General features: G+C 70.4%; 21 protein-coding genes and 3 pseudogenes. 20 read left to right on the top strand and 4 right to left on the bottom strand.

Annotation, left to right across the window (positions count from 1 at the left end; translation table 11 throughout):
* Window positions 1-9 precede the first annotated feature (9 nt).
* The 13 genes from NP064_RS12650 to NP064_RS12585 all read left to right on the top strand — a co-directional run bounded on the left by NP064_RS12650 (window position 10) and on the right by NP064_RS12585 (window position 15,738).
* Window positions 10-1,110 carry a sugar kinase gene (locus NP064_RS12650; RefSeq protein WP_227570650.1) on the top strand — a complete coding sequence of 367 codons (1,101 nt, stop codon included), beginning with the start codon at window positions 10-12 and terminating at the stop codon, window positions 1,108-1,110.
* 346 nt (window positions 1,111-1,456) lie between these two features.
* The gene (kdpF, locus tag NP064_RS12645) at window positions 1,457-1,549 is read left to right on the top strand and encodes a K(+)-transporting ATPase subunit F (RefSeq protein WP_227570651.1); all 93 of its coding nucleotides are present in this window, start codon (window positions 1,457-1,459) and stop codon (window positions 1,547-1,549) included.
* Complete coding sequence (gene kdpA, locus NP064_RS12640; protein ID WP_227570652.1) at window positions 1,546-3,210, top strand: potassium-transporting ATPase subunit KdpA; 1,665 nt, start codon at window positions 1,546-1,548, stop codon at window positions 3,208-3,210. Before kdpF ends, kdpA begins: the two co-directional genes overlap by 4 nt.
* Before the next feature lie 11 nt (window positions 3,211-3,221).
* Window positions 3,222-5,378 (top strand): potassium-transporting ATPase subunit KdpB, encoded by a 2,157-nt coding sequence (gene kdpB / locus NP064_RS12635; protein ID WP_372456414.1) that lies wholly within the window; start codon window positions 3,222-3,224, stop codon window positions 5,376-5,378.
* A 1-nt stretch (window position 5,379) separates the two neighbouring features.
* Window positions 5,380-6,051 carry a potassium-transporting ATPase subunit KdpC gene (gene kdpC / locus NP064_RS12630; RefSeq protein WP_227570653.1) on the top strand — a complete coding sequence of 224 codons (672 nt, stop codon included), beginning with the start codon at window positions 5,380-5,382 and terminating at the stop codon, window positions 6,049-6,051.
* Between the two features lie 107 nt (window positions 6,052-6,158).
* On the top strand, window positions 6,159-8,660 hold the full coding sequence (locus NP064_RS12625; protein WP_255624151.1) for a DUF4118 domain-containing protein: 2,502 nt from the start codon (window positions 6,159-6,161) through the stop codon (window positions 8,658-8,660).
* On the top strand, window positions 8,657-9,340 hold the full coding sequence (locus NP064_RS12620) for a response regulator (RefSeq protein ID WP_227570655.1): 684 nt from the start codon (window positions 8,657-8,659) through the stop codon (window positions 9,338-9,340). The genes NP064_RS12625 and NP064_RS12620 overlap by 4 nt, the downstream gene beginning before the upstream one ends.
* A gap of 986 nt (window positions 9,341-10,326) precedes the next feature.
* The gene (locus NP064_RS12615; protein ID WP_227570656.1) at window positions 10,327-10,671 is read left to right on the top strand and encodes a hypothetical protein; all 345 of its coding nucleotides are present in this window, start codon (window positions 10,327-10,329) and stop codon (window positions 10,669-10,671) included.
* 295 nt (window positions 10,672-10,966) lie between these two features.
* Window positions 10,967-12,649, top strand: coding sequence for an RHS repeat-associated core domain-containing protein (locus NP064_RS12605; RefSeq protein WP_227570657.1), 1,683 nt, complete (start codon window positions 10,967-10,969; stop codon window positions 12,647-12,649).
* A gap of 15 nt (window positions 12,650-12,664) precedes the next feature.
* The gene (locus tag NP064_RS12600; RefSeq protein ID WP_227570658.1) at window positions 12,665-13,093 is read left to right on the top strand and encodes a hypothetical protein; all 429 of its coding nucleotides are present in this window, start codon (window positions 12,665-12,667) and stop codon (window positions 13,091-13,093) included.
* A gap of 750 nt (window positions 13,094-13,843) precedes the next feature.
* A complete protein-coding gene (locus tag NP064_RS12595; protein WP_227570659.1) occupies window positions 13,844-15,346 on the top strand; it encodes an RHS repeat-associated core domain-containing protein in 1,503 nt (500 codons plus the stop codon).
* A complete protein-coding gene (locus NP064_RS12590; RefSeq protein WP_227570660.1) occupies window positions 15,340-15,489 on the top strand; it encodes a hypothetical protein in 150 nt (49 codons plus the stop codon). Before NP064_RS12595 ends, NP064_RS12590 begins: the two co-directional genes overlap by 7 nt.
* Before the next feature lie 12 nt (window positions 15,490-15,501).
* A complete protein-coding gene (locus tag NP064_RS12585) occupies window positions 15,502-15,738 on the top strand; it encodes a hypothetical protein (RefSeq protein WP_227570661.1) in 237 nt (78 codons plus the stop codon).
* 187 nt (window positions 15,739-15,925) lie between these two features.
* Here NP064_RS12585 and NP064_RS16770 read toward each other — a convergent pair.
* Together NP064_RS16770 and NP064_RS16765 are read right to left on the bottom strand one after the other, a co-directional pair.
* Window positions 15,926-16,078 (bottom strand): annotated as a pseudogene (locus NP064_RS16770) (helix-turn-helix domain-containing protein); the annotation flags it as partial.
* A 55-nt stretch (window positions 16,079-16,133) separates the two neighbouring features.
* Window positions 16,134-16,418: pseudogene (locus NP064_RS16765) on the bottom strand (DUF4291 family protein); the annotation flags it as partial.
* 73 nt (window positions 16,419-16,491) lie between these two features.
* Between NP064_RS16765 and NP064_RS12580 the strand changes: the two are divergent.
* The 6 genes and pseudogenes from NP064_RS12580 to NP064_RS12555 form a co-directional block, all read left to right on the top strand.
* Window positions 16,492-16,614: pseudogene (locus NP064_RS12580) on the top strand (winged helix-turn-helix domain-containing protein); the annotation flags it as partial.
* 378 nt (window positions 16,615-16,992) lie between these two features.
* Entirely contained in the window at window positions 16,993-17,256 is a 264-nt protein-coding gene (locus tag NP064_RS12575; protein WP_227570662.1) for a hypothetical protein, read from the top strand.
* 139 nt (window positions 17,257-17,395) lie between these two features.
* Window positions 17,396-17,926, top strand: coding sequence for a hypothetical protein (locus tag NP064_RS12570; RefSeq protein WP_227570663.1), 531 nt, complete (start codon window positions 17,396-17,398; stop codon window positions 17,924-17,926).
* Window positions 17,923-18,258 carry a type II toxin-antitoxin system PemK/MazF family toxin gene (locus NP064_RS12565; protein WP_227570664.1) on the top strand — a complete coding sequence of 112 codons (336 nt, stop codon included), beginning with the start codon at window positions 17,923-17,925 and terminating at the stop codon, window positions 18,256-18,258. Before NP064_RS12570 ends, NP064_RS12565 begins: the two co-directional genes overlap by 4 nt.
* A 59-nt stretch (window positions 18,259-18,317) precedes the next feature.
* Window positions 18,318-18,635 carry a type B 50S ribosomal protein L31 gene (locus NP064_RS12560; RefSeq protein WP_227570665.1) on the top strand — a complete coding sequence of 106 codons (318 nt, stop codon included), beginning with the start codon at window positions 18,318-18,320 and terminating at the stop codon, window positions 18,633-18,635.
* Window positions 18,636-18,793: 158 nt separating this feature from the next.
* Window positions 18,794-19,741 carry a phosphodiesterase gene (locus tag NP064_RS12555; protein ID WP_227570666.1) on the top strand — a complete coding sequence of 316 codons (948 nt, stop codon included), beginning with the start codon at window positions 18,794-18,796 and terminating at the stop codon, window positions 19,739-19,741.
* On the opposite strand, the gene NP064_RS12550 is transcribed toward NP064_RS12555, so the two are convergent.
* Together NP064_RS12550 and NP064_RS12545 are read right to left on the bottom strand one after the other, a co-directional pair.
* Window positions 19,728-21,407 carry a stealth family protein gene (locus NP064_RS12550; RefSeq protein ID WP_227570667.1) on the bottom strand — a complete coding sequence of 560 codons (1,680 nt, stop codon included), beginning with the start codon at window positions 21,405-21,407 and terminating at the stop codon, window positions 19,728-19,730. The two genes, NP064_RS12555 and NP064_RS12550, sit on opposite strands and share 14 nt — an antisense overlap.
* Window positions 21,408-21,482: 75 nt before the next feature.
* Window positions 21,483-21,755: a DUF2277 domain-containing protein gene (locus NP064_RS12545; protein WP_227570668.1), complete on the bottom strand. Its 273-nt coding sequence runs from the start codon at window positions 21,753-21,755 to the stop codon at window positions 21,483-21,485.
* Window positions 21,756-21,906: 151 nt separating this feature from the next.
* On the opposite strand from NP064_RS12545, the gene NP064_RS12540 reads away from it, so the two are divergent.
* Entirely contained in the window at window positions 21,907-22,407 is a 501-nt protein-coding gene (locus tag NP064_RS12540) for a GyrI-like domain-containing protein (RefSeq protein ID WP_227570669.1), read from the top strand.
* Window positions 22,408-22,411 lie beyond the last annotated feature (4 nt).

The raw sequence follows: 22,411 nt of genomic DNA, 5'->3' as shown, positions 1-22,411 counted from the left end.
ACTGATCTCATGTCGCTGACCATCCGTCCCGCCGCTGAGTGCCGCTACGACGCGGTGTCCCTGGGCGAGGTGATGCTGCGGCTCGACCCGGGTGAGGGGCGCATTCGCACGGCACGCTCGTTCCGCGCCTGGGAGGGCGGCGGCGAGTACAACGTGACCCGCGGCCTGCGCCGCGCGTTCGGGCTGCGCGGGGCGATCGTCACCGCGCTCGCGGACAACGAGGTCGGCCGTCTGGTCGAGGACCTCATGCTGCAGGGCGGCGTGGACACCTCGTTCGTCCAGTGGGCGCCGTACGACGGGATCGGGCGCGAGGTCCGCAACGGCCTGAACTTCACCGAGCGGGGATTCGGGGTGCGCGGCGCGGTGGGCGTCAGCGACCGCGGGCTCACCGCCGCGTCCCAGCTCAAGCCGGGCGACGTGGACTGGGAGCACCTCTTCGGGGAGCTCGGTGTGCGGTGGCTGCACACCGGCGGGATCTTCGCTGCCCTCTCCGAGACGGCTGCCGAGACTGTCATCGAGGCCGTGCAGGTCGCCAAGAAGCACGGCACCGTCGTCTCCTACGACCTCAACTACCGGCCGAGCCTGTGGCGCTCGATCGGCGGCCAGGCCAAGGCCCAGGAGGTCAACCGGGCCATCGCGCCGTTCATCGACGTGATGATCGGCAACGAGGAGGACTTCACCGCCTCGCTCGGCTTCGAGGTCGAGGGCGTCGACGAGAACCTGTCGGCGCTCGAGGTCGACAAGTTCGCCGCGATGATCCAGAAGGCCGCCGCGGAGTTCCCGAACTTCCAGGTCATCGGCACCACGATGCGCACCGTGCACTCGGCCTCGATCAACGACTGGGGCGCCCTCGCGTGGTCCCAGGAGACCGGCGTGGTGCAGTCCACCCACCGCGAGCGGCTGGAGATCATGGACCGCGTGGGCGGCGGCGACTCGTTCGCCTCCGGGCTCATCTACGGCCTGCTGGACGGGCAGCCGCTGCAGACCGCGGTCGAGTACGGCGCGGCCCACGGCGCCTTGGCCATGACCACACCCGGCGACACGACGATGGTCACCAAGGCCGAGGTGCTCAAGCTCGCCGGTGGCGGAAGCGCCCGCGTCGACCGCTGAGCCTCGGCGCGCAGGGCGGCCCGCAGGGGGGCCACGCGCTCGAATGCCCGCACCACCCCGTTCCCCCGGGGAGGTGCGGGCATTCGTCCGTCCCGGTGGCGAGCCCACGCGTCAGGGTTGCGTGAAGGCAGGCGCCGGGGGCGTTAAGGAGTCGTCAAGGCCGCGGTGCGCGAGCGCCCCGCGGGCATAGGACAGGGGCTGTGCGCGGGTGCGCACCGGTTCGCGGGAGTCCTGCGGGCCGTCCTCCTCCCTGAAGGCGCCCCATCATGGCCGACCTGGCCTTCCTCGCGCTCACGGTGGCGTTCTTCGCCGCCGTCGCGCTCGTCGCACGCACGCTGGACCACCCGTGACCGGGGCCGATTGGGTCGCCCTCGTGGTCACGGCCGCCCTGACCGTCTACTTGTTCGTGGCCCTCGTCCGGCCGGACACGACCCGATGAGCGCGACGTGGGCCGCCGTCGGACAGATCGCGCTGCTGGTCGCGCTGCTCGCCGCCGTGCACGTGCCGCTCGGCGCCTACATCGCCCGGGTCTTCACCTCACCCCGCCACCTGCGCGTCGAGCGGGCGGGCTACCGATTGGTGCGCGTCGACCCCGACGCCGACCAGCGGTGGAGCACCTACCTGCTCTCGCTGCTCGGCTTCTCGCTGGCCTCGCTGCTCCTGCTCTTCGGCCTCGGGCGGCTGCAGAGCCACCTACCGCTGTCGCTCGGGACGCCGCCGATGGACCCCGCGGGGGCGTGGAACACCGCGGTCTCGTTCGTGACGAACACGAACTGGCAGTGGTACCTGGGTGAGCAGTCCGCTGGGCACCTGCTGCAGATGGCGGGTCTCGCGGTGCAGAACTTCGTCTCCGCGGCCGTCGGCATCGCGGTGGTCGTCGCCTTGATCCGCGGGTTCTCGCGCTCGGGCGCCGAAGGGCGGGTGGGCAACTTCTGGTCAGACCTGGTGCGCGCGACGGTGCGCATCCTGCTGCCGATCGCCGCACTCGGCGCCGTAGTGCTCGTCGCGACGGGGGTGATCCAGAACCTGGCAGGCCCGACCGAGATCACCACGCTCGCGGGCGGCGCGCAGAGCGTGCTCGGGGGACCGGTCGCCTCGCAGGAGTCCATCAAGCTCCTCGGCACCAACGGCGGCGGGTTCTTCAACGCGAACTCCGCGCACCCGTTCGAGAACCCGACGCCGGTCAGCAACCTGCTCCAGGTCTTCCTGATCCTGCTGATCCCGTCCGCGCTGCCGCGCGCCTTCGGGATCATGGTGGGCGACAAGCGCCAAGGCCATGCGGTGCTGGGCGCCATGGCCGCGATGTGGGTCGCCGCGGTGGGCCTGCTGACGTGGGCCGAGATGGCCGCGCCCGGCGCCGTGCCGCAGCTCGTGGGCGCCGCGTCGGAGGGCAAGGAGACCCGGTTCGGCGCCGCGGGCAGCGCGCTGTTCGCCGCCGCCACCACCGGCACGTCGACCGGCGCGGTCAACGCGATGCACGACTCGCTGACCGCGCCCGGCGGCGGTGTCACCCTCTTCACGATGATGCTGGGCGAGGTCGCCCCCGGAGGCGTCGGCGCAGGGCTGTACGGGATGCTCGTGCTCGCGATCGTCGCGGTCTTCGTCGCGGGACTCATGGTCGGGCGCACCCCCGAGTACCTGGGCAAGAAGATCGGCCAGCACGAGATCACCCTTGTCGCGCTGTACGTGCTCGCGGTGCCCGCCGTCGTCCTGATCGGCACGGCCGTGGCCATCGCGACAACCGCGGGGCAGGCAGGGATGCAGGAGTCCGGCCCGCACGGGCTCTCCGAGGTGTTGTACGCGTTCACCTCCGCCGGGAACAACAACGGCAGCGCGTTCGCGGGGCTCACCGTCTCGACGCCCTTCTACAACACCCTGCTCGGCCTGGCGATGCTGCTCGGACGGTTCGTGCCGATCGCGCTCGTGCTGGCACTCGCCGGCCGGTTCGCCAGCCAGCAGACCGTCCCCGCCGGATCGGGGACGCTCCCGACCCACCGGCCGCTGTTCGTCGGCCTCCTGGTCGCGGTGACGCTCGTCGTCGTCGGCCTGACCTTCATCCCCGTCCTCGCCCTCGGCCCGATCGCCGAGTCCCTCTCATGAAGGACACCGCCATGCACCCGACCCTGGTGGACCCCGTGGGCCCGTCGGTCGACCCCGGACCTATGAGCCCTCTCGGCGCGCCCCGCCCGACGGGCGCCCGGCGCGCGCTGAGCGGGCGCCAACTGCTCCAAGCCCTGCCCGCGGCGCTGCGCAAGCTCGACCCGCGCGAGCTGTGCCACTCGCCGGTGCTGTTCGTCGTCGAGGTCGGGGCCGTCGCCTCGACGGTGCTATCGGTCATCGACCCGAGCCTGTTCGCGGTCTCGGTGACGCTCTGGCTGTGGTTCACCCTCGTGTTCGCGACCCTCGCGGAGGCAGTCGCGGAGAGCCGCGGCAAGGCGCAGGCGGCGAGTCTGCGGGCCACGCAGGCGCAGACCACCGCCCGGCGCGTGGTGGCGCCGCAGGACGCGGTGGGCGGCGTCGCGCTCGCGGGCCTGCCCACCGAGCCGGTGCCGTCCTCGGCGCTGGCCGTCGGGGACGTTGTCGTGGTCGTCGCGGGGGAGACCATCCCGGGCGACGGCGACGTGGTCGAGGGCATCGCGAGCGTCGACGAGTCGGCGATCACGGGCGAGTCCGCCCCGGTGATCCGCGAGTCCGGTGGCGACCGCTCGGCGGTCACCGGTGGCACCGTGGTGCTCTCGGACCGCATCGTCGTGCGGATCACCGCGCCCGCGGGGCAGACGTTCGTGGACCGGATGATCGCGCTCGTCGAGGGCTCAGAACGTCAGCGCACCCCCAACGAGGTCGCGCTCAACGTGCTGCTCACGTCGCTGACCATCATCTTCGTGCTGGCGGTGGCCACGCTCCAGCCGTTCGCCGTGTACTCGGGGGCCCGGCAGTCGCTCATCGTGCTGGTGGCGCTGCTCGTGTGCCTCATCCCGACCACGATCGGTGCGCTGCTCTCGGCCATCGGCATCGCGGGCATGGACCGGCTGGTGCAGCGCAACGTGCTGGCCATGTCCGGCCGCGCGGTCGAGGCCGCGGGCGACGTGGACGTGCTGCTGCTCGACAAGACGGGCACCATCACGCTGGGCAACCGCCAGGCATCCGAGCTGCTCCCGGTCGACGGCGTCGACCTGTTCGAGCTGGCCGACGCCGCGCAGCTGTCCTCGATGGCCGACGAGACGCCCGAAGGGCGCAGCGTCCTGGTGCTCGTCAAGGAGCAGCTGGGCATGCGGGCACGGGAGGACGGCGAGCTCGTGGGCGCCGAGCTCGTGCCCTTCACGGCCCGCACCCGGATGAGCGGGCTCGACCTGCCGGGTCAGGACGGGGTGCGCCGCATCCGCAAGGGCGCCGCCGGAGCCGTGAGCGGCTGGGTGCGCTCGACCGGCGGGAGCACGGGCGCGCAGACCGCACAGCTCGTCGACGCGATCAGCTCCTCGGGCGGCACCCCGTTGGTCGTCGCGGAGCAGATTGGCGACGGCCCGGCCCGCGTGCTCGGGGTCGTCCATCTCAAGGACGTGGTCAAGCAGGGCCTGCGCGAGCGGTTCGACGAGCTGCGCGCGATGGGCATCCGCACCGTGATGGTCACGGGCGACAACGCCGTGACGGCCCGCGCGATCGCGCTCGAGGCCGGCGTCGACGACGTGCTCGCCGAGGCCACCCCCGAGGACAAGCTCGCGCTCATCCGACGCGAGCAGGCCGGGGGCCGCCTCGTCGCGATGGCGGGGGACGGCACCAACGACGCCCCGGCGCTCGCGCAGGCCGACGTCGGGGTCGCGATGAACACGGGCACGAGCGCGGCGAAGGAGGCCGGGAACATGGTCGACCTCGACTCGAACCCGACCAAGCTCATCGAGATCGTGCAGATCGGCAAGCAGCTGCTCATCACGCGTGGGGCGCTGACCACGTTCTCGATCGCGAACGACGTCGCGAAGTACTTCGCGATCCTGCCCGCGATGTTCCTGGTCGCCTTCCCGCAGCTGGGGGTGCTCAACGTGATGCGCCTGTCGAGCCCAGAGTCGGCGATCCTCTCGGCCGTCATCTTCAACGCGCTGGTGATCGTGGCGCTCATCCCGCTCGCGCTGCGCGGCGTGCGCTACCGCCCGGCGAGCGCGGCCGTGATGCTGCGCCGCAACTTGCTCGTCTACGGCGTCGGCGGCCTCGTCGCCCCGTTCGCCGGCATCAAGCTCATCGACCTGATCGTCTCCCTCATCCCCGGGATCAGCTGACATGACCACGCCCCGCACCGCGACCCCCGTCGCACCGCACCCCCGTCCCCACACCACCCGCTCGGCTGGCGCCACGCTCGTGGCCCTGACCCGGCAGACCTGGGCCGGGCTGCGCGTCCTGCTCGTCCTCACCGCCGTGCTCGGCTTCGCCTACCCGCTGGCCGTGGCGGGGATCGCGCAGGTCGCGTTCCCGTGGCAGGCCAACGGCTCCCTCGTGAGCGCCGACGGCGCGCACGTCACCACCCCGAACGAGGCGGCCGGCTCGGTACTGCTCGGGCAGACGTTCGAGGGCGACGAGTGGTTCCACCCGCGCCCCTCGGCCGGAGGCTACGACACGCTCGCGTCGGGCGGCTCGAACCTCGGACCCACCAACCCCGACCTGCTCGCCACGGTCACCGAGCGGCGTGCCGAAGTCGCCGTACAGGACGGCGTCGACCCCGCGTCGGCGCCGCCGGACGCGCTCACCGCCTCGGGCTCGGGCCTCGACCCGCACATCTCCCCGGAGTACGCGAGCCAGCAGGTCGCGCGGGTGGCGGAGGCCCGCGGGGTGTCCGCCACTGAAGTCGCGGCCCTCGTGGAGGGCGCCACCCAGGGGCGTGGCCTGGGAGTCCTCGGCGAGCCGCGGGTCAACGTGCTCGAGCTGAACCTCGCGCTGACCACAATGGGGTCGTGAGCACTCCCGCGCCCGACGCGGACGGACCAGCAGGCGACACCCCGTCGCCGGCTGGTCCGCCAGCGTCTACGGGCGACCTCGGCGCCGATCCGTGCAGGGGTGGGCGGCTGACCGTCTACCTCGGCGCCGCCCCGGGCGTCGGCAAGACCTACGCGATGCTCGACGAGGCCCACCGGCGCCTGTCGCGCGGCACCGACGTCGTCGTCGGGCTGGTCGAGACGCACGGCCGACCGGCCACCGCCGCGCTCCTCGACGGGCTCGAGATCGTGCCGCGTCGCGCCGTCGCCTACCGCGACCAGGAGTTCGCCGAGCTCGACGTCGACGCCGTGCTCAAGCGCGCGCCGCAGGTGGTGCTCGTCGACGAGCTCGCGCACACCAACGTGCCGGGAGTCGAGCACGCCAAGCGATGGCAGGACGTGCACGACCTGCTCGACGCGGGGATCGACGTGGTCACCACGGTGAACGTGCAGCACCTCGAGTCGCTCAACGACGTGGTCGAGGCCATCACCGGGGTCCGGCAGCGCGAGACGGTGCCCGATCACGTGGTGCGCGACGCCGACCAGGTGCAGCTCGTGGACCTCTCGCCGCAGGCGCTGCGGCGTCGACTGGCGCACGGCAACGTGTACCGGGCCGAGCAGATCGACGCGTCGCTGTCCTCCTACTTCCGGGTGGGCAACCTGACCGCGCTACGCGAGCTGGCGCTGCTGTGGCTCGCCGACCGGGTCGACGACGCGCTGACCGCCTACCGCCGCGACCACAGCATCGACGAGCCGTGGCCCGCACGGGAGCGGGTGGTGGTCGCGGTCACCGGCGGCCCGGAGGGCGAGACGCTCATCCGGCGCGGCGCGCGGATCACGCAGCGATCGGCCGGCGCGGAGCTGCTCGCCGTGCACGTGCTGCCCACCGACGGGCTGCCCGGCGCCGCCCCTGGCGCGATCGCCGCCCAGCGCGCGCTCGTCGAACAGCTCGGCGGCGCGTTCCACACGGTGGTCGGAGAGGACGTCGCCACCGCGGTGGTCGACTTCGCCCGCGGGGTCAACGCCACGATGATCGTGGTCGGCGTCTCGCGGCGCAGCCGATGGCGCGAGGCGCTCTCCGAGAGCAACGGGGTGGAGATCGCCCGGCTCGCCGAGAACATCGACGTGCACCTGATGACCCATGAGAAGGCCCGCGCCGGGCGGGGGCCGAAGCGTCGCGGCTCGCTGCTGTCCCGGCGGCGGACCGTCGGCGGCTGGCTGCTGGCGGTGCTGGGCACCACGGCGCTCACGATGCTGCTGCGCCCAGTCGACGGCCGCCTCGGGCTGCCCACCGAACTCGTGCTCTTCCTCGCGCTGACCGTCGCGGTGGCGCTGACCGGGGGGCTGTGGCCGGCGGTGTTCAGCGCGGTGGCCGGGTTCTTCGCCCTCAACTACTTCTTCACCGACCCCACCGGCCGGCTCACCGTCGCCTCACCCGAGAACGCGCTCGCGCTCGTGGTGTTCGTGCTGGTCGCGGCGGCCGTCGCTTCCGTCGTCGACCTCGCGGCACGGCGCACGGGGCAGGCGTTCCGGGCCCGCGCGGAGGCGTCGGCGCTCGCGGCGGTGTCCCGGTCGGTGCTCTCGGGCCAGGACTCGGCCCAGGCCCTCGTCGAACGGCTGCGGGAGACGTTCCTGCTCGAATCGGTCGCCCTGCTCGAGCGAGAGCCAGGCCGGGGCGGCGAACGGGGGCGGGCGGCGTGGCGCGCGCTCGCCACCGACGGCCCCGCCCCGGCCCTCGCCCCCGACGACGCGCAGACCGTGGTCGCGATCGACGACACGCGCGTGCTCGCCCTGGGCGGCCGGGTGCTGCCCGCGAGCGACCGGCGCGTGCTCGACGCGTTCGCCTCGCAGGCGGGGGCCGTGCTCGAGCATCGGCGCCTGCGGCAGGAGGCCGACCGGGTGCACGCGCTGCAGCAGGCCGACGCCGCCCGGTCCGCCCTGCTGGGCGCCGTGTCGCACGACCTGCGCACCCCCCTCGCGACGATCCGCGCCGCCGTCGACGGCCTCACCTCGCCCGACGTGCGGCTCGACGCGGAGGACACGGCCGCGCTCGTGGGAGCCCTCGGCGCCTCGACAGCCCGGCTCGAACGGCTCATCGACAACCTGCTCGACCTGTCCCGCCTGCAGACGGGCAGCGTGCGGCCCGTGCTGCGCCCCACGAGCCTCGACGAGGTGGTGCCGCTCGCGCTCGAAGGCCTCGACCCGGGGCACGTCGAGCTCGACGTGCCCGAGGACCTGCCGCTCGTGAGCACCGACCCGGGCCTGCTCGAACGCGTCGTCGCGAACGTCGTGGGCAACGCGGCCCGGCACGCGCCGCCTGGAACCCGGGTGCGCGTCGCCGGATCGGCCACCCGCCGCAGCGTCGAACTGCGTGTGATCGACACCGGCGCCGGGCTCTCCGACGAGCTCAAGGACCAGATGTTCGAACCGTTCCAGCGGTTGGGGGACACCTCTCCGGGCGGCCTCGGCCTCGGGCTCGCCGTCGCGCAAGGCCTGGCCGAGGCGGTCGGCGCCGAGCTCGCCGCCGAGGACACCCCCGGCGGCGGCCTCACCATGGTGCTGACCGTGCCGCGCGCCGAGGAGGGCGTATGACCGGCTCAAGGGTGCTCGTGGTGGACGACGAACCGGGACTGGTGCGCGCCCTCGCCATCAACCTTCGCGCGCACGGCTGGGAGGTCGCGACCGGCACCGACGGCGCGCAGGCCCTCGACCTCGCGGCGTCGTGGCACCCGGACGTGGTGCTGCTCGACCTGGGGCTGCCCGACATCCCCGGGCTCGACGTCATCGCCGGCATCCGCGGCTGGAGCCGGGTGCCGATCGTCGTGCTCTCCGCCCGGCAGCACGGCGAGGACAAGGTCGACGCCCTCGACGCCGGCGCCGACGACTACGTCACCAAGCCCTTCGCCATGAACGAGCTGCTCGCCCGGCTGCGGGCCGCCGTGCGCCGCGCGGCGCCCGGTGACGCCACCGAGGCCGTCGTCGTCGCGGGCGAGCTCGAGATCGACCTGGCCCGGCGGCGGGTCCTGCGCGCCGGCGCCGAGGTCCGGCTCAGCCCCACCGAGTGGGCCATCGTCGAGGTGCTCGTCCGCAACCGCGGCCGCCTCGTCTCCCGCGAGCAGCTGCTCCGCGAGGTGTGGGGCCCGGCCTACACGTCCGAGACCGGGTACCTGCGCGTCTACACCGCGCAGCTGCGGCGCAAGCTCGAGGCGGACCCGTCCAACCCGCGCCACCTGCGGACCCAGCCGGGCATGGGGTACGTGTTCGAGGTGTGAGCCTCGAATCCCGGCGGCGAGTGCTGCCGACCCCTACGCTCGTCGCGACCGAGGAGGACGAATGGCCAACGTGATCCTGCTCGCCCCGTCGCACCTCGACGCCGCCCCACCGCCGGCCTCGCCCGCGGGGCGTTTCTCGACGGCGCCGGGCTCCCAGCAGCGCACATCGCGAAGACGGGCGCGGACTCACTCAGCATTCGGCGCGGCCACTGCATGGACCTCACGTTGGTGACCGGCGAACCATGAGCGAAGCACCAGCATCCAACGCTCGAGTGGCCGCCCTGACGCGAGTAGTCATGTGCTGGGCCTTGACGCTAGTAGCGACGATTGCGGCAGCAGCCTCCCTCATCGGCCTCTTCTCTGCCGGGCACCGGGCGGCGAACTGCATGACGTCGGGGGCAGACACACGCGATGCGGCGCTGGTCAGCATCGGTTTGGCGCTCGTGGCTGGCGTGGTGTGGTCCGTAGGGCGAGCGCTCGGACAATCTGCGGGCCCCGACTTCCTGTGGCATCGCTGGTGGCCGATCGGGCTCGGAACACTCCTTGCACTGCCGCTCTTCGCCCTGGTGGTCGGGCCGATCTCGCCCGCGGCAGCGGAGAGCCGAGCGATGTGCTCATGGGTCGGGGCGCGATCAACACTCGCAGTCATGGCGCTTTCGACTCCGCTAGCTGCGATCGCCGCGGGAGAACTGTTGGCCCGCCGAGCGCGTCTTTCCAGGGTCGTGGTCTGCGTCTGGGGCGCCTGCGCCGCGGTGGCTGCGGCTGCAGCGTGGGTGCTGACCAATTCTATGGGCGCTAATGGTTAACCCCTCGTGGAGGGAGTTGAGATCGCTACCGGCAACTCCGCTCCGAACGGCGTGGCAAATTCTCGTCGGGTTCAGTTGGCGGCGCTGTTGAGTGCGGCGCGGATGCGGGTGTTGGCGAGGGGGCATTTCGGTGACGAGGCCTGACAGACGGATGCTCCGGGAGATGCTGAGGTGTGAAAAATGACCGAGTCTTCGACAGTGCTGGTCGAATTGTTAGCGCGAAAGTGGACCGTGCTAGATCCGATTCTGAGAGACAATCTGGCTCAGACTGACGGCGAACCTCTGCCACACTTGATTCTCTCGGACATGGTGAGGTGGATGGGAGCCCACTTCGGCACCGATCTCGCGATGTGCGTGGAGGTGTGGGATTGGCTTGGTGAACAATACCTGCGCGGTGATGATTCGGTGAGGGATCTTATCGCCGTGAGCGGGATCGAGATGCTCCCAGATCCCGACGAGCCGGGAGGGGTAGAACTTCGAGAGATCCTGCCTCGGCATTTGCTGGAATTAGATCCTTGGCGATAGTGGTGGACCCGCGGTGGCGTCGCCCGCGGCCAGGATCTGGCTGGCATCGTCGCGGTCGCAGGAAGTCACGACTCGTTGGGGTGGGCGACCTGATCGAGCGCAAGCCGCTGGAGGCAGGGTTCTCATTGCCGTATTGAGGGCAAGGAGGACAGGGCGTGCTCGAGGCGCCTCTGAGATGGCCGCGAAGGTACGCGCATCCGTTGCGGCTGATTGAAACAAGGCGGGTCCTCAGCCTCGACTCCCCACGCGTGAAGTTGTCGGCCGGGCCTACGACGCGGCGGGCCAGCTCACCAAGGTGACCGACTGGGCTGACCGGGACTACACCTACACCTACGACGCGGACGGCCGCACCGAGCGCGACGACGCCGGCCAGACCCTGGGAATCACCGTGGCGGGGAGTGGGATCGACCTGCTCGAGCTCGCCTACGGGTACACCGACGCCGGGCTCCTGGCCGACCAGACCACCACCCGCTCCACCCAGTCCCGCGCACCACCGACCACGGCGACCACCAGCAGCGACTTCGCCTGGGACGACCTCGGGCGGATCGAGCAGATCACCGGCGACGACGCCGGCACGTTCACCTTCGACGCCGCTGGATCGGTGACGACCCTGGCCGACGGCCGCACCCTCACCTACGACACCGCCCGCCAGCTCACGACCCTGGCCACCCCCGCCGCGGACGCGACCTCGGTAACGACGACGGCGTTCGCGTACGACGCCCGCGGCAACCGGGCTACTGCCACCACCGACGCCGGCCCGACCGCGGGGACCGTCGGGCACACCTACAACCAGGCCAACCAGCTCACCTCAGTCACCGGCCGCGACGGGACCACCACCAGTTACACGTACGCCGCCACCGGGCTCCGCGCCACCGCGACCACCGGCACAGCCGTCGAGCAGTACACCTGGGACACCCTCGCCGGCATCCCGCTACAGCTCACCGACGCGACCCACGCCTACGTGTACGGCAACGGCAGCACCCCGCTCGCCCAGGTCGACCTGGCCGACGCGTCCATCGACTACCTGCACACCGACGCCCTCGGCTCCGTCCGCAGCACCACCGACCAGACCGGCACGGTCACCTCGGACGCCGACTACGACGCCTACGGAGTCCCGCAGGCCGTCACCGACGTGCTCTGCGCGGTGATCACCCGGTTCGGGTACGCCGGGGAGTACGCCGACCCCACCGGCTACCTCTACCTCCGAGCCCGCTACTACGACCCCACCACCGCCCAGTTCATTTCTGTGGACCGTCTTGTTGATAGCACGCTCGATGCTTACGGCTACGCCGATGGCAATCCGCTTCAGCGAGTCGACCCAACAGGTCTTAGCGCCATGATGTTGAACCCCAGAAGGAGCACATGGTTGTTGGGTGCGCCAACGGGAAACGATTCCTGCTCCCCTTACACTGCTGGGGGGCTGGGAGATTCGTATCGCGGTCTGTTCGTTGGCGCCGGGGCCGGTGTGACGGCTGCCGATACTGCTGCGTTTGCTTTGGCCTATCACACCCGCGCGGCAAGTGAGGCGGGCAGAAACTTGGCCAATTATCGGTGGCAGGGGAGTCCTGTAAGTCAGGGCACCGCGTCCGCGAGTGGGCGAGTCTTGTCTTCATACTCCCATCCCGGCTCTCGTGCGACGATGAATTCTGTTGGAAAGGGCGGTGCGGTGCGCGCGATCGGCGGCGGGGTGGGCATTGTCGGCGCGGGTTTAGGCGGGGTTCAGGCGTACAGTGATTCTATTGGTGCTGGCGAAGGCTCTAGCATGGCCGCAGCACGAGCGTCGGCGGCCGTGGCAGGTGGAGGCATGGGTCTCCTTGCGGGCATGGCCGCCGGCTCACTCGTCGGCTCGGCCGTGGGCAGCGTGGTGCCGGGCCTCGGGACCGTGGCGGGGTTCGTTGTCGGCGCAGCTTTCGGGACTGCGGGCGCATGGTTAGGGCAACGCGGCTTAAATGCAATGCAGGATCACATTTACTACTGAAAGAGAGGTGTGTTGATGCCTGCTGGAATCCACACTGCCGATCTGCTTGCCTGGATGATCTCCTGCGTAGCGTTCATCGGATTTGCGATCCTGATTCGAGTTTTGTTCCGCGCGGAGGTGCATCGGCGTTATGTTTCGCGAGTCGCTGTAGTTTTTCGCCAGTTGACCGGGATGTCGCTACCTACTTTTGCGCGCTCAATAATTCCCCTCACCACATATTTGACCGGCGTTTTCGGAGTTTTCACCCTTGCGGTGCCTATGACGTTCTTTTCGACCGGCCCAGGTGGCGACTGGGAATTCGTGGGGCTTGCCGCGGCAACCTTCTTTGTCGCCTTTGGCGCATTCTTGCTGTTGGTGAATATTCGCACGGGGCGACCTCGCTTGTTGGTGCTACCGCCGTGCCGTGATCTCACGGACGCGGATGTAGTGAAATGGCTCTCATGAGCCGCTGTTTGGTTCATGCCCGAATCTGTCCTTTTCTTCGCGCAGTGTTCAACCCTCGGTTGCGGTTGGTGAAGTACTGAATTGCGTCTTCGTCGAGTGGGTTTTTGTATACCCGACTGGACGATCGTGGAGAACGATCAATGGGTGCAGAGCGATAATTGATCGCGAGTTGCCTGTGTGCGTCGGCTGAACCTGACCTGGGAGATTGTCTGGGATGCGGCCGCTGGCAGGACCACGGTGTTTGGCCGCGAGCTCGGTCAGCTCACGAACGCCGGGTACAAGTGGGACGGCTGGACGATGCTTCCGCCTGGAGGTGGGTGATCGCGTCTGGGGTGGCGGTGCGGATCAGGCCGGTTCGTGGCTGACCGCCATCAGGCCGGTTTCGTCGGCTGCCGCGCGAGATGGCCATTCGTTGACGAGGACCTACTGGCCGTCTTCGAGAGCGCTGGAGGGTGGGTCTTCATCTGCGAGACCTCGGTGCGGCGCGTGATCGGCCGGGGGAGAGGGGCCGGCTCGAGTTCGATGCCGTGATCGAGTCGTGCTTGTGGGTGTGTGACGACGAGATCGTGCTTCGGGTCGACGACAGGTCCGAGCGTCGGGTGTTCCTTCGTAGCGTCGGGTGTTCCTTCGTGGAGTGGGCCTCGCCGGCTGATCAGCTGGCGGACTGGCCCTCCGGGCGGGGTGCTCAGTGGGCGTTCCGCTCGGCTTGATCGAGCAGCTTGAGATACCTGGGAGGCTTGGTGGAGTGCCGTGGCCTACACCGAGCAGGTCGCCTATCCCAACGATGTCGTGACGTCCTACGACCGCGACGACGCCGGCCAGACCCTGGGCATCACCGTCGCCGGGAATGGGTTCGACCTGCTCGAGCTCGCCTACGGGTACACCGACGCTGGGCTTCTGGCCGACCAGGCCACCACCCGTTCCACCCAGTCTCGTGCGCCACCGACCTCGGCGACCACCAGCAGCGACTTCGCCTGGGACGGGCTCGGGCGGATCGAGCAGATCACCGGCGACAACGCTGGCGCGTTCGCCTTCGACGCGGCCGGATCGGTCACGGCCCTGGCCGACGGGCGGACCCTCGCCTACGACTCCGCCCGCCAGGTCACCACCTTGGCCACGCCCGCCACCGGCTCAGTCCCTGCGACGACGACGGCGTACGCGTACGACGCCCGCGGCAACCGGGCCACCGCCACCACCGACACCGGCCCGACCGCCGGGACCGTCGGGCACACCTACAACCAGGCCAACCAGCTCACCTCAGTCACCGGCCTGGACGGGACCACCACCAGCTACACGTACGCCGCGACCGGGCTTCGCGCCACCGCCACCACCGGCACGGTCGTCGAGCAGTACACCTGGGACGCCCTCGCTGGCATCCCGCTGCTGCTCACCGACGTGTCCCACGCCTACGTGTACGGCAACGGCAGCACCCCGCTTGCCCAGGTCGACCTGGGCGACGCGTCCGTCGATTACCTGCACACCGACGCCCTCGGCTCCGTGCGCAGCACCACCGACCACACCGGCTCGGTCACCTCGGACGCCGACTACGACGCCTACGGAGTCCCCCAGGCCGTCACCGACGTGCTCTGCGCGGTGATCACCCGGTTCGGATACGCCGGGGAGTACACCGACCCCACCGGATACCTCTACCTCCGCGCCCGCTACTACGACCCCGCCAGCGCACAATTCCTCACCCGCGACCCCCTCGAAGCCACCACCGGCAACCCCTACGGATACACCGACGGCAACCCACTGCAATTCACCGACCCCCTCGGCCTCGACTGGTGGAACCCGGGCACGTGGACGGGCGCGACCTGGGACAACGTGTCTCTGGGACTTGGGGTTGCCGGCGCAATTGTGACGGCCACGGGAGTCGGCGCCCCAGTGGGCGCCGCGCTCATCGCGCTCTCGCTAGGTGCCAACGCCGGCGCTATGGCCGCAAACTACAGCGAAGGCAACTGCGTCGCTGCGGCGATGGGCATCGTCGGCTTCATTCCCGGCATAGGCAAGGTCGGCGGCAAGATCGGCGCCGCCGCCGCGGGAACGGCGGTTGCGCGCGGCGGCAGCGTTGCCGCAAAAACCGCACGCACAGGAGCTGACGATGTCCTGAACGGTGTGCGTCTACGGGCGCAGCTGACGGGCGAGGAGATCTCGGGCGGCCACGCGTTCCAGAAGCACGTGAACGATCAAGGGAGTTCCCAGGGATCACGACGAGGCCACAGTTTGCCTCCCACATCGAGGATGTGGTGCTGAACGGTGAGATGCGTACGCTCGGTGGCGGGCGGACCGCGTACTGGAACAACGGGGCGATCGTCATTCGTAACCCGAACGCCGTCGACGGCGGAACGGCGTTCCGCCCGACGAGTGGCTATGACTACTTCCTGAACCTGAACTGAGGGACGGCCGACATGAGGATCCTTCATCCCGATTCCCCTTGGATCGGTGACGACGAGGTGACCGACGATGAGTTGGTTCTGGCCGTCGCACGCGCGGATCTGGCCGTGTTGGCCGGGGCGGTCAACGAGGCGCTGGAGCTCGTTGAGGGGTGGGAGTTTGAAACCAGGCTCGGCGTGACACCGGATCAGGCGAAGGCGCTGCGGGCCCGGCTGGGCGAGCTTCTGCGGGAGTCGTCTCGGCCCGAGTAGCAGTCAGCTGGCGTCGGTGGTCAGGGCGCGGAGTCTGGTCTTGGTGACGAGGGCGTCGAGGGCTTTGAGTAGTGCGGCTTGGTCGTCGGGGGGGCAGGGCGGCGAAGGCGGCGAGGAGGTCGGCCAGGGCGTTGGTGGGGGCGTGCAGGGGCCGGCGGGGCGTGTCGGGGATGACGAGGTAGTCCACGGTGACGTCGAAGGTCTCGGCGATGCGAACGACGGTGTCCAGGTCGGGGGTGACGTTGCCGCCTTCGCAGCGGGAGACCTGCCGGGCGTCGGGGTCGATCTTGTCGGCGAGGTCGGCTTGGGACCAGCCGGCCTGGGTGCGCAGCTCGCGCAGGCGGTGGGGCTGGAACGAGGCGCGCCGACAACTCGAGCGCCGGTCCGCCTGAGTCTCAGCGGTCAGCGCCGACGGCTTGGGCGACTAGGTCGGGCAGCGCGTAGGGGCGCTCCGCGGGGAGAAGCGACGGATCGGCGAAGGCTGCGGTGCGCAGTGCCTGCACGCGTTCGGTGATGTCGTTAATGCATATGATCCAGTCGTGTAGGTAGCTCTGGACCGCGACGCCGGAGAGTCCGATCTGGTGTGAGCGCCATGGCAGCGGATCGAGGCGGAGGTCGCGCTCGGGGTCCCACTGGACGCGGACGGGGCTGGCTTCCTTGCGTGCTCGCCATTCCTCGGGGCTGGAGTAGACGGAGTCGTCCTAGTGGCTCAGGGACGCGGAGGCGAGGGCTTCCTCGAAGCCGGTGCGGGTGACGTCCGAGACCGGTTACCTGCGCGTCTACGCCGCACAACTGCGGCGCAAGCTCGTGGCGGACCCGTCCAACCCGCGCCACCTGCGGACCCAGCCGGGCATGGGGTACGTGTTCGAGGTGTGAGCAGACGTGGAGACGACGACCGCGGGTCCTGCTGCACGGGCCGGGCGTGTCGGGGTGCTCTGCTCTGCCCCTGCCCGGGGGTGCTGCGGCAATCGGATGAACCTGACGGTGATGCGACCGCTTGCTCGGAGTGCGAAGCCGGTCACCGGTAGTTTCTGGCGCCGTCGCCGTCCACCCCACGTGCCGAGTGGCGCGGCTTGGCGTCGACAGCGCAGGGTGGTGCCGCCGCGTGGCTGGGTCGGGGTATGTCGTCCGAGGAACCACCAACCTCAGTCGACACGTAAGCGATGTGAGTCGCAGGGCCCGGCGAAGGGCTGCTGTCGGTGGGACTGAGACTTCGGTGTGAGCGCGGAGTGCCCGGCATAAGGAGAGTTGTTCATGACCGAGAGATTCAAGAAATCTCGCTTGAGGGATGTGGTCCGCTCGTCCGAGGGGTACCGCATCCGGGTTGCGGGAAGAACCGGAATTAACTATCGCGACGATCAAGGAATGGTCCATGTCGACTCGGAGACGATGAACGAGTCTCCTGTTCATGTGGTTGTGAATGGGGAGAGTATCCCTGACCTGCCGCCTGGCCGTAGGGATCTGATCCTCGCTCGAATTGCACGAGCCTTCGACCATGCAGGCTGGCGCCTTTCCTGAGTCGCGCCTCTTCTGCCGGCTCATCGGACTTTCGGAGGGGGCTTGGTTCGCACTGTCGCAGACCAGGGGCATACATAGTCGGTCGTAGTCGGGGTTGTGATAGCCGCGGGCGATCCAGTTGTGTAATTCGATGTTGCCGATGGCCTCGGTGCGCCCCGATGGACGAGCGGTCGGCGTCGAGCTCGCCGAGCATGACACGGCCAGCGTGCGAGTCCTGGTGGAGCGCCTGAGTAGCACCGGCGCGGACGCTGACGTGCAGTTCACGGGCGATAACGCACCGCTCACGCGCGTGCGCCACGCCGTGCTGGCTGAGGCGGACTCGGTGTTCCTCCTGATGACGGTGACAGGTGTGAAGGCAGCCGCGGAACCGACCCGGGGTGCGGTAGTACCGATGGGCGGTGCCAGCGGTATGATCAACGGTATGACACCTCTGACCACCATCAAGGTGCCGCGAACGCTGCGCGACCGGCTCGCCGCGAGGGCCCACCGGGAGAACACCACCCTCGCCGGGGCGCTCGAGCATGTGCTCGACGAGACCGAGGAGCACGAGTTCTGGGAGAGCGTCCGTGCCAGCAACGCCGCGTCGCCTCAGGATTCCCTCGCGTCGGTCGCTCTGCGTGACAACCTCGGCGACCCTGACGATGACGCGATCGAAGCGGATGCCTGGTGAGGCGCGGCGACCTCTACCTCGCTGACCTCGGGGACCCTGTCGGGCACGAGCAGGCTCTCGTCCGGCCAGTCCTGATTCTGTCTGCACAACCGTGGCTGGACTCGCGGCCACCTGTCGTCACCGTCGTCCCCCTCACCCGGACGCGGCGCGACGCGCCGACGCATGTCGAGGTGGAGCCGGGCCCTTCTGGTCTGGTGGCGACCAGCTACATCAAGTGCGAGGACCTCCGCGCGATCTCTCCTGCGCGGCTCAGTCGCCGATTCGGCGTCATCGAGGAGTTCGCCCTGCTCCGCGTGGAGATGATCACGCGCCGCCTGCTCGGGCTGGCGTGACGGGCTGAAGCGGGGCCCCCGCGGGTGCGCCGTCCAGCCTCCCGGCACATGCTGGAGGCATGAAGAAGGACATCCACCCCGACTACCACCCGGTCGTCTTCCGCGACGTGTCTGGCGAGTTCGCCTTCCTGACGCGGTCCACGGCGACGCCGTCGAAGACCATCGTCTGGGAGGACGGCAATACCTACCCACTGGTCGATATTGAGATCTCGAGCGCGACGCACCCGTTCTACACGGGGCAGTCGCGCGTGGTGGACACCGCCGGGCGTGTGGAGAAGTTCCGGCAGCGCTACGGCGACCGGGGCAGCAAGGGCGCCGCGCAGACGGCTGCCCCCGAGACTCCGGCCCCCGAGGCCTCCGACTCCGACGACGCCTGAGAGTCGTACCCCGAGCGGCCCCGCGGCCGCGGGGGCGCAGGCGCGCCCCCATGTCCGGACGCTCCCGGTTCGACACCTCCCCGATGCCCGCAGGTCACCGGGTGTTGGGTGGGGGCTGGTGAGATCGACGCACGACCGGGAACCCAGGACGGGGAACGATGAACCACCGCGTAGCCGAGCACCCTCGCCCGCACCATGTGCTCTGGCACCTGAGCGACACCCACCTGGTCGGTGACGGCCCGCTGTACGGCGCCGTCGACGCGACCGCGCGGCTGCGGCAGGTGCTGGCCGAGGCCGAGGCGTCCGGCGCCCGTCCGGACGCGATCGTCGTCACGGGCGACCTGGCTGACAAGGGCGAGCCCGACGCGTACGCGCTGCTGCGGGCGGTCATGGAGCCCGTCGCCGAGCGGCTCGGCGCGCTCGTCGTATGGGCCATGGGCAACCACGACGACAGGGCGGGCGTCCGCCACGCGCTGCTGGGCGAGCCGGCCACCGACGACCCGATCGACCGCGTCGACGAGGTGGATGGCCTGCGCATCGTCACCCTCGACACCAGCGTGCCGGGCCACCACCACGGCGAGATCCGCCAGTCGCAGCTGGACTGGCTCGCCCGGGTGCTGAGCGATCCAGCCCCGCACGGCACCATCCTCGCGCTGCACCACCCGCCGGTGCCCAGCGTGCTGGACCTCGCGGTGCTCGTCGAGCTGCGCGACCAGCACCGCCTGGCCGACGTGCTGCGCGGTACCGACGTGCGCACCGTGCTCGCCGGGCACCTGCACTATTCGACGACCGCGATGTTCGCGGGCATCCCCGTGTCGGTCGCGTCGGCCACCTGCTACACGCAGGACCTCAACGTGGCGGCGGGCGGCGGCCTGCGGGGACGCGACGGCGCGCAGGGCTTCAACTTGGTGCACGTGTACGACGACACGATCGTGCACTCGGTGGTCCCGCTCGGCACAGGCCTGACGGTGGGGGAGCCGGTGACGCCCGAGGAGGCGACCCGGCGCCTGGCCGCCGCGGGCGTCGTCATCCCGGAGCCGCTCACCGAGCGGCCCGTCGTGGGAGCGGGTGGCTCCCGCGCGGGGGCGGCCGTCAGGCGGGGCTGACGACCGCCCCTCCGTCCACCGGCTTCTCCCACGGCGCCGCGATCGGGTAGTACTGCTCGAGGAACTCCGTCACGGCCCGGGTGCGCAGGTCAGCGTCGATCTCGGGGAAGCTGCCGTCGTTGAGGCAGAAGAAGTCCATGTCCCGCGAGGCGAGCAGCGACGTCATGTCCGCGAGCCCGGCCCGCGAGGTGGTGTCGACGTACTTCACGCGGGCGTTCTCCTGCGCGACGGCGTGCCCGGTGAGCAGGGCGTAGTAGTGGTAGAGCGAGTTCGTCACCGAGATGTTCGAGCTCGCCCGGAACGGGCTGGCGGCGGTGGCGGCGAACTCCGCGGGGAACTCGGCCTCGAGCTCGGCCATGACGCTGCGGCGCAGCGGGGTCGCGGCGTGCTCGAGGTGGCGGGTGGTGACGCGGCCGAAGCGCTCGTTGAGCAGCCGGCGGTTGACGCGGGCCGCGTTCTCGAAGCCGCTGCGCACCTCGTTGTTCTCCCCGAGCCCGATGCGGGTGCTGGCCTCGATGAACTTGGTGATGCCGCCGGGGGAGAAGAACATCGCCGGGCTCACCGCGCGGCCGAAGAACATGTCGTCGTTCGAGTACAGGAAGTGCTCTGCCAGGCCCGGTATGTGGTGCAGCTGCGACTCGACGGCCTGCGAGTTGTGGGTGGGCAGCACCGAGGTGTCGGTGAAGAACTCCTCGCTGCGCACGAACGTCACCGACGGGTGGTCGGCGAGCCACGCCGGCTTGGGGGAGTCGCTCGCCACGAAGATGCGCCGCACCCACGGGGCGAACATGTGCACCGAGCGCAGCGCGTACCGCAGCTCGTCGATCTGCCGGAACCGGGCCTCGGAGTCGTCGCCCTCGCCCACCACGTAGCTCTGCATGCGCGCGGCGCGGGCCTTCTGCCAGGCGCTGTCGGTGCCGTCCACCCACGAGAACACCAGGTCGATGTCGAACCTGATGTCCGCGGCGTGCTCGGCGAACATGTTCTCGATGGTCGACCAGGTGCGCCCGTACCGCTCCACCTGGCCGCGCACCGCCTCGTCGCGGTGGATGGTGCGGCGGGTCAGGGAGTTCTCGACGGGCAGGACGATGTCCTCGTCGCCGAACGCCCACAGCTCGATCTGCACGCCCGTCGCGGCGCCGTACCGCAGGCCGCCGTTGAGGCACACGCGCGGCCGGTAGAGCCGGAACGCTCGGGCCTTCGACGTGGTGGACAGCGCGCCGTCGGCGACCAGCAGCGTCGGCGCCTTCGCGTCGAGCGGCTTGACGTAGAACGGCTCGTCAGCGCACGCGCTGGTCAGCGCCGCGCGCAGGGCCTTGCGGTCTGCCCGGTCCACCGCGATCACCGGGCGCTCGTCGTTGCCGCGCACCAGCAGGCAGTCGATGCCGGCCCGGTCCAGGGCGTCGCGCACGAACAGCAGGTCCTCGACCATCGCCGCATGCGGGGTCAACGAGTCGTTGACCAGGCAGTAGCGCCCCTTGAGCCGGACCAGGTCGCCGCGTTCCCGCAGTCGCGCGCGTGAGGCGGCCGTGACGGGCAGGGCGGGCTCGACGTCGGTCTCGGGAGGTGCGAGGTAGACGTCACGCGGGGCGGGGATGGTGGCGATGGCGAGTCCGATGGTCGAGCGGGAGGGGGGCGCCACACGGTGCGATCCGACAGCTCTCATCGGATCGACCACTCCGACGGGGCAGGCTGAGCGTACCCGTCGGTAGGCGCTGCGCAACCCCCGCGACGACCGGCCTCAGACCGGGGCGAACCGCTGCGCGCTGCGCGCCTTCGCCTTGGCCGCCTCGACCTCGCGGTCCTTGGGCGGCGCGGTGGTCACGAGGTCGTCGAGCAGGTGCTGGGTGATGTGCGCGATCTCAGCCACGGCGCGGTCGAACGCGGCGCGGTTCGCCTGCGACGGGGTGGTGGACCCGCTGATCTTCCGCACGTACTGCAGCGCCGCGGCGTGCACCTCGTCGTCCGAGGCGGCGGGCTCGAAGTTGTGGAGGGTTCGGATGTTCCGGCACATCCTTCGAGGCTACGAGCACGGCGCGCGCAGCGGAACCCGGGACGGGCGCGGCGCTGGCGGGCAGGACGGCGCCGCCGCCCGGCCCTAGTGTCGGGATGGGCCCCGCGTCCGTGGGGCGAGCGCGCTGACCGAGAGCCGACCAGGAGTCGCCATGTCCCAGCCCCGCGTCGAGCACCGCGACGCCCAGCCCTACGTGGGCATCCACCAGGCCACCACCATGACCACGTTCGACAAGGTCGTCGAGCGGCTCGACCAGCTGGTGGTCTGGCTGGCCGCAGCCGGCGTGGAGCCGTCAGGGCCGCCGTTCATCCGGTACCACGTGATCGACATGGACCGCGAGCTGCTGGTGGAGGCGGGCCTGCCCGTGCCGCAGGCGCTTGAGGGCTCGGGCGAGGTGGTCGCCGGCGTGCTGCCCGCCGGGGAGTACGCCACGGTGACCCACGAGGGACACCCCGACGAGCTGGTCGAGGCGACGGGTGGCCTCCTGGCCTGGGCGGAGCAGGAAGGGCTCGAGTTCGACCGGTGGGACGACCCGCGCGGCGACGCCTGGGGGTGCCGGGTCGAGAGCTACCTGACGGACCCGGACGAGCAGCCCGACATGAGCCGCTGGCAGACCGAGCTGTTCTTCCGGCTGGCCGATCCGGCGCGCTGACCTC

This window comes from Cellulomonas chengniuliangii, from assembly GCF_024508335.1.
GTDB lineage: Bacteria > Actinomycetota > Actinomycetes > Actinomycetales > Cellulomonadaceae > Cellulomonas_A > Cellulomonas_A chengniuliangii.
This window is presented reverse-complemented; position numbering and strand designations above follow the sequence as displayed.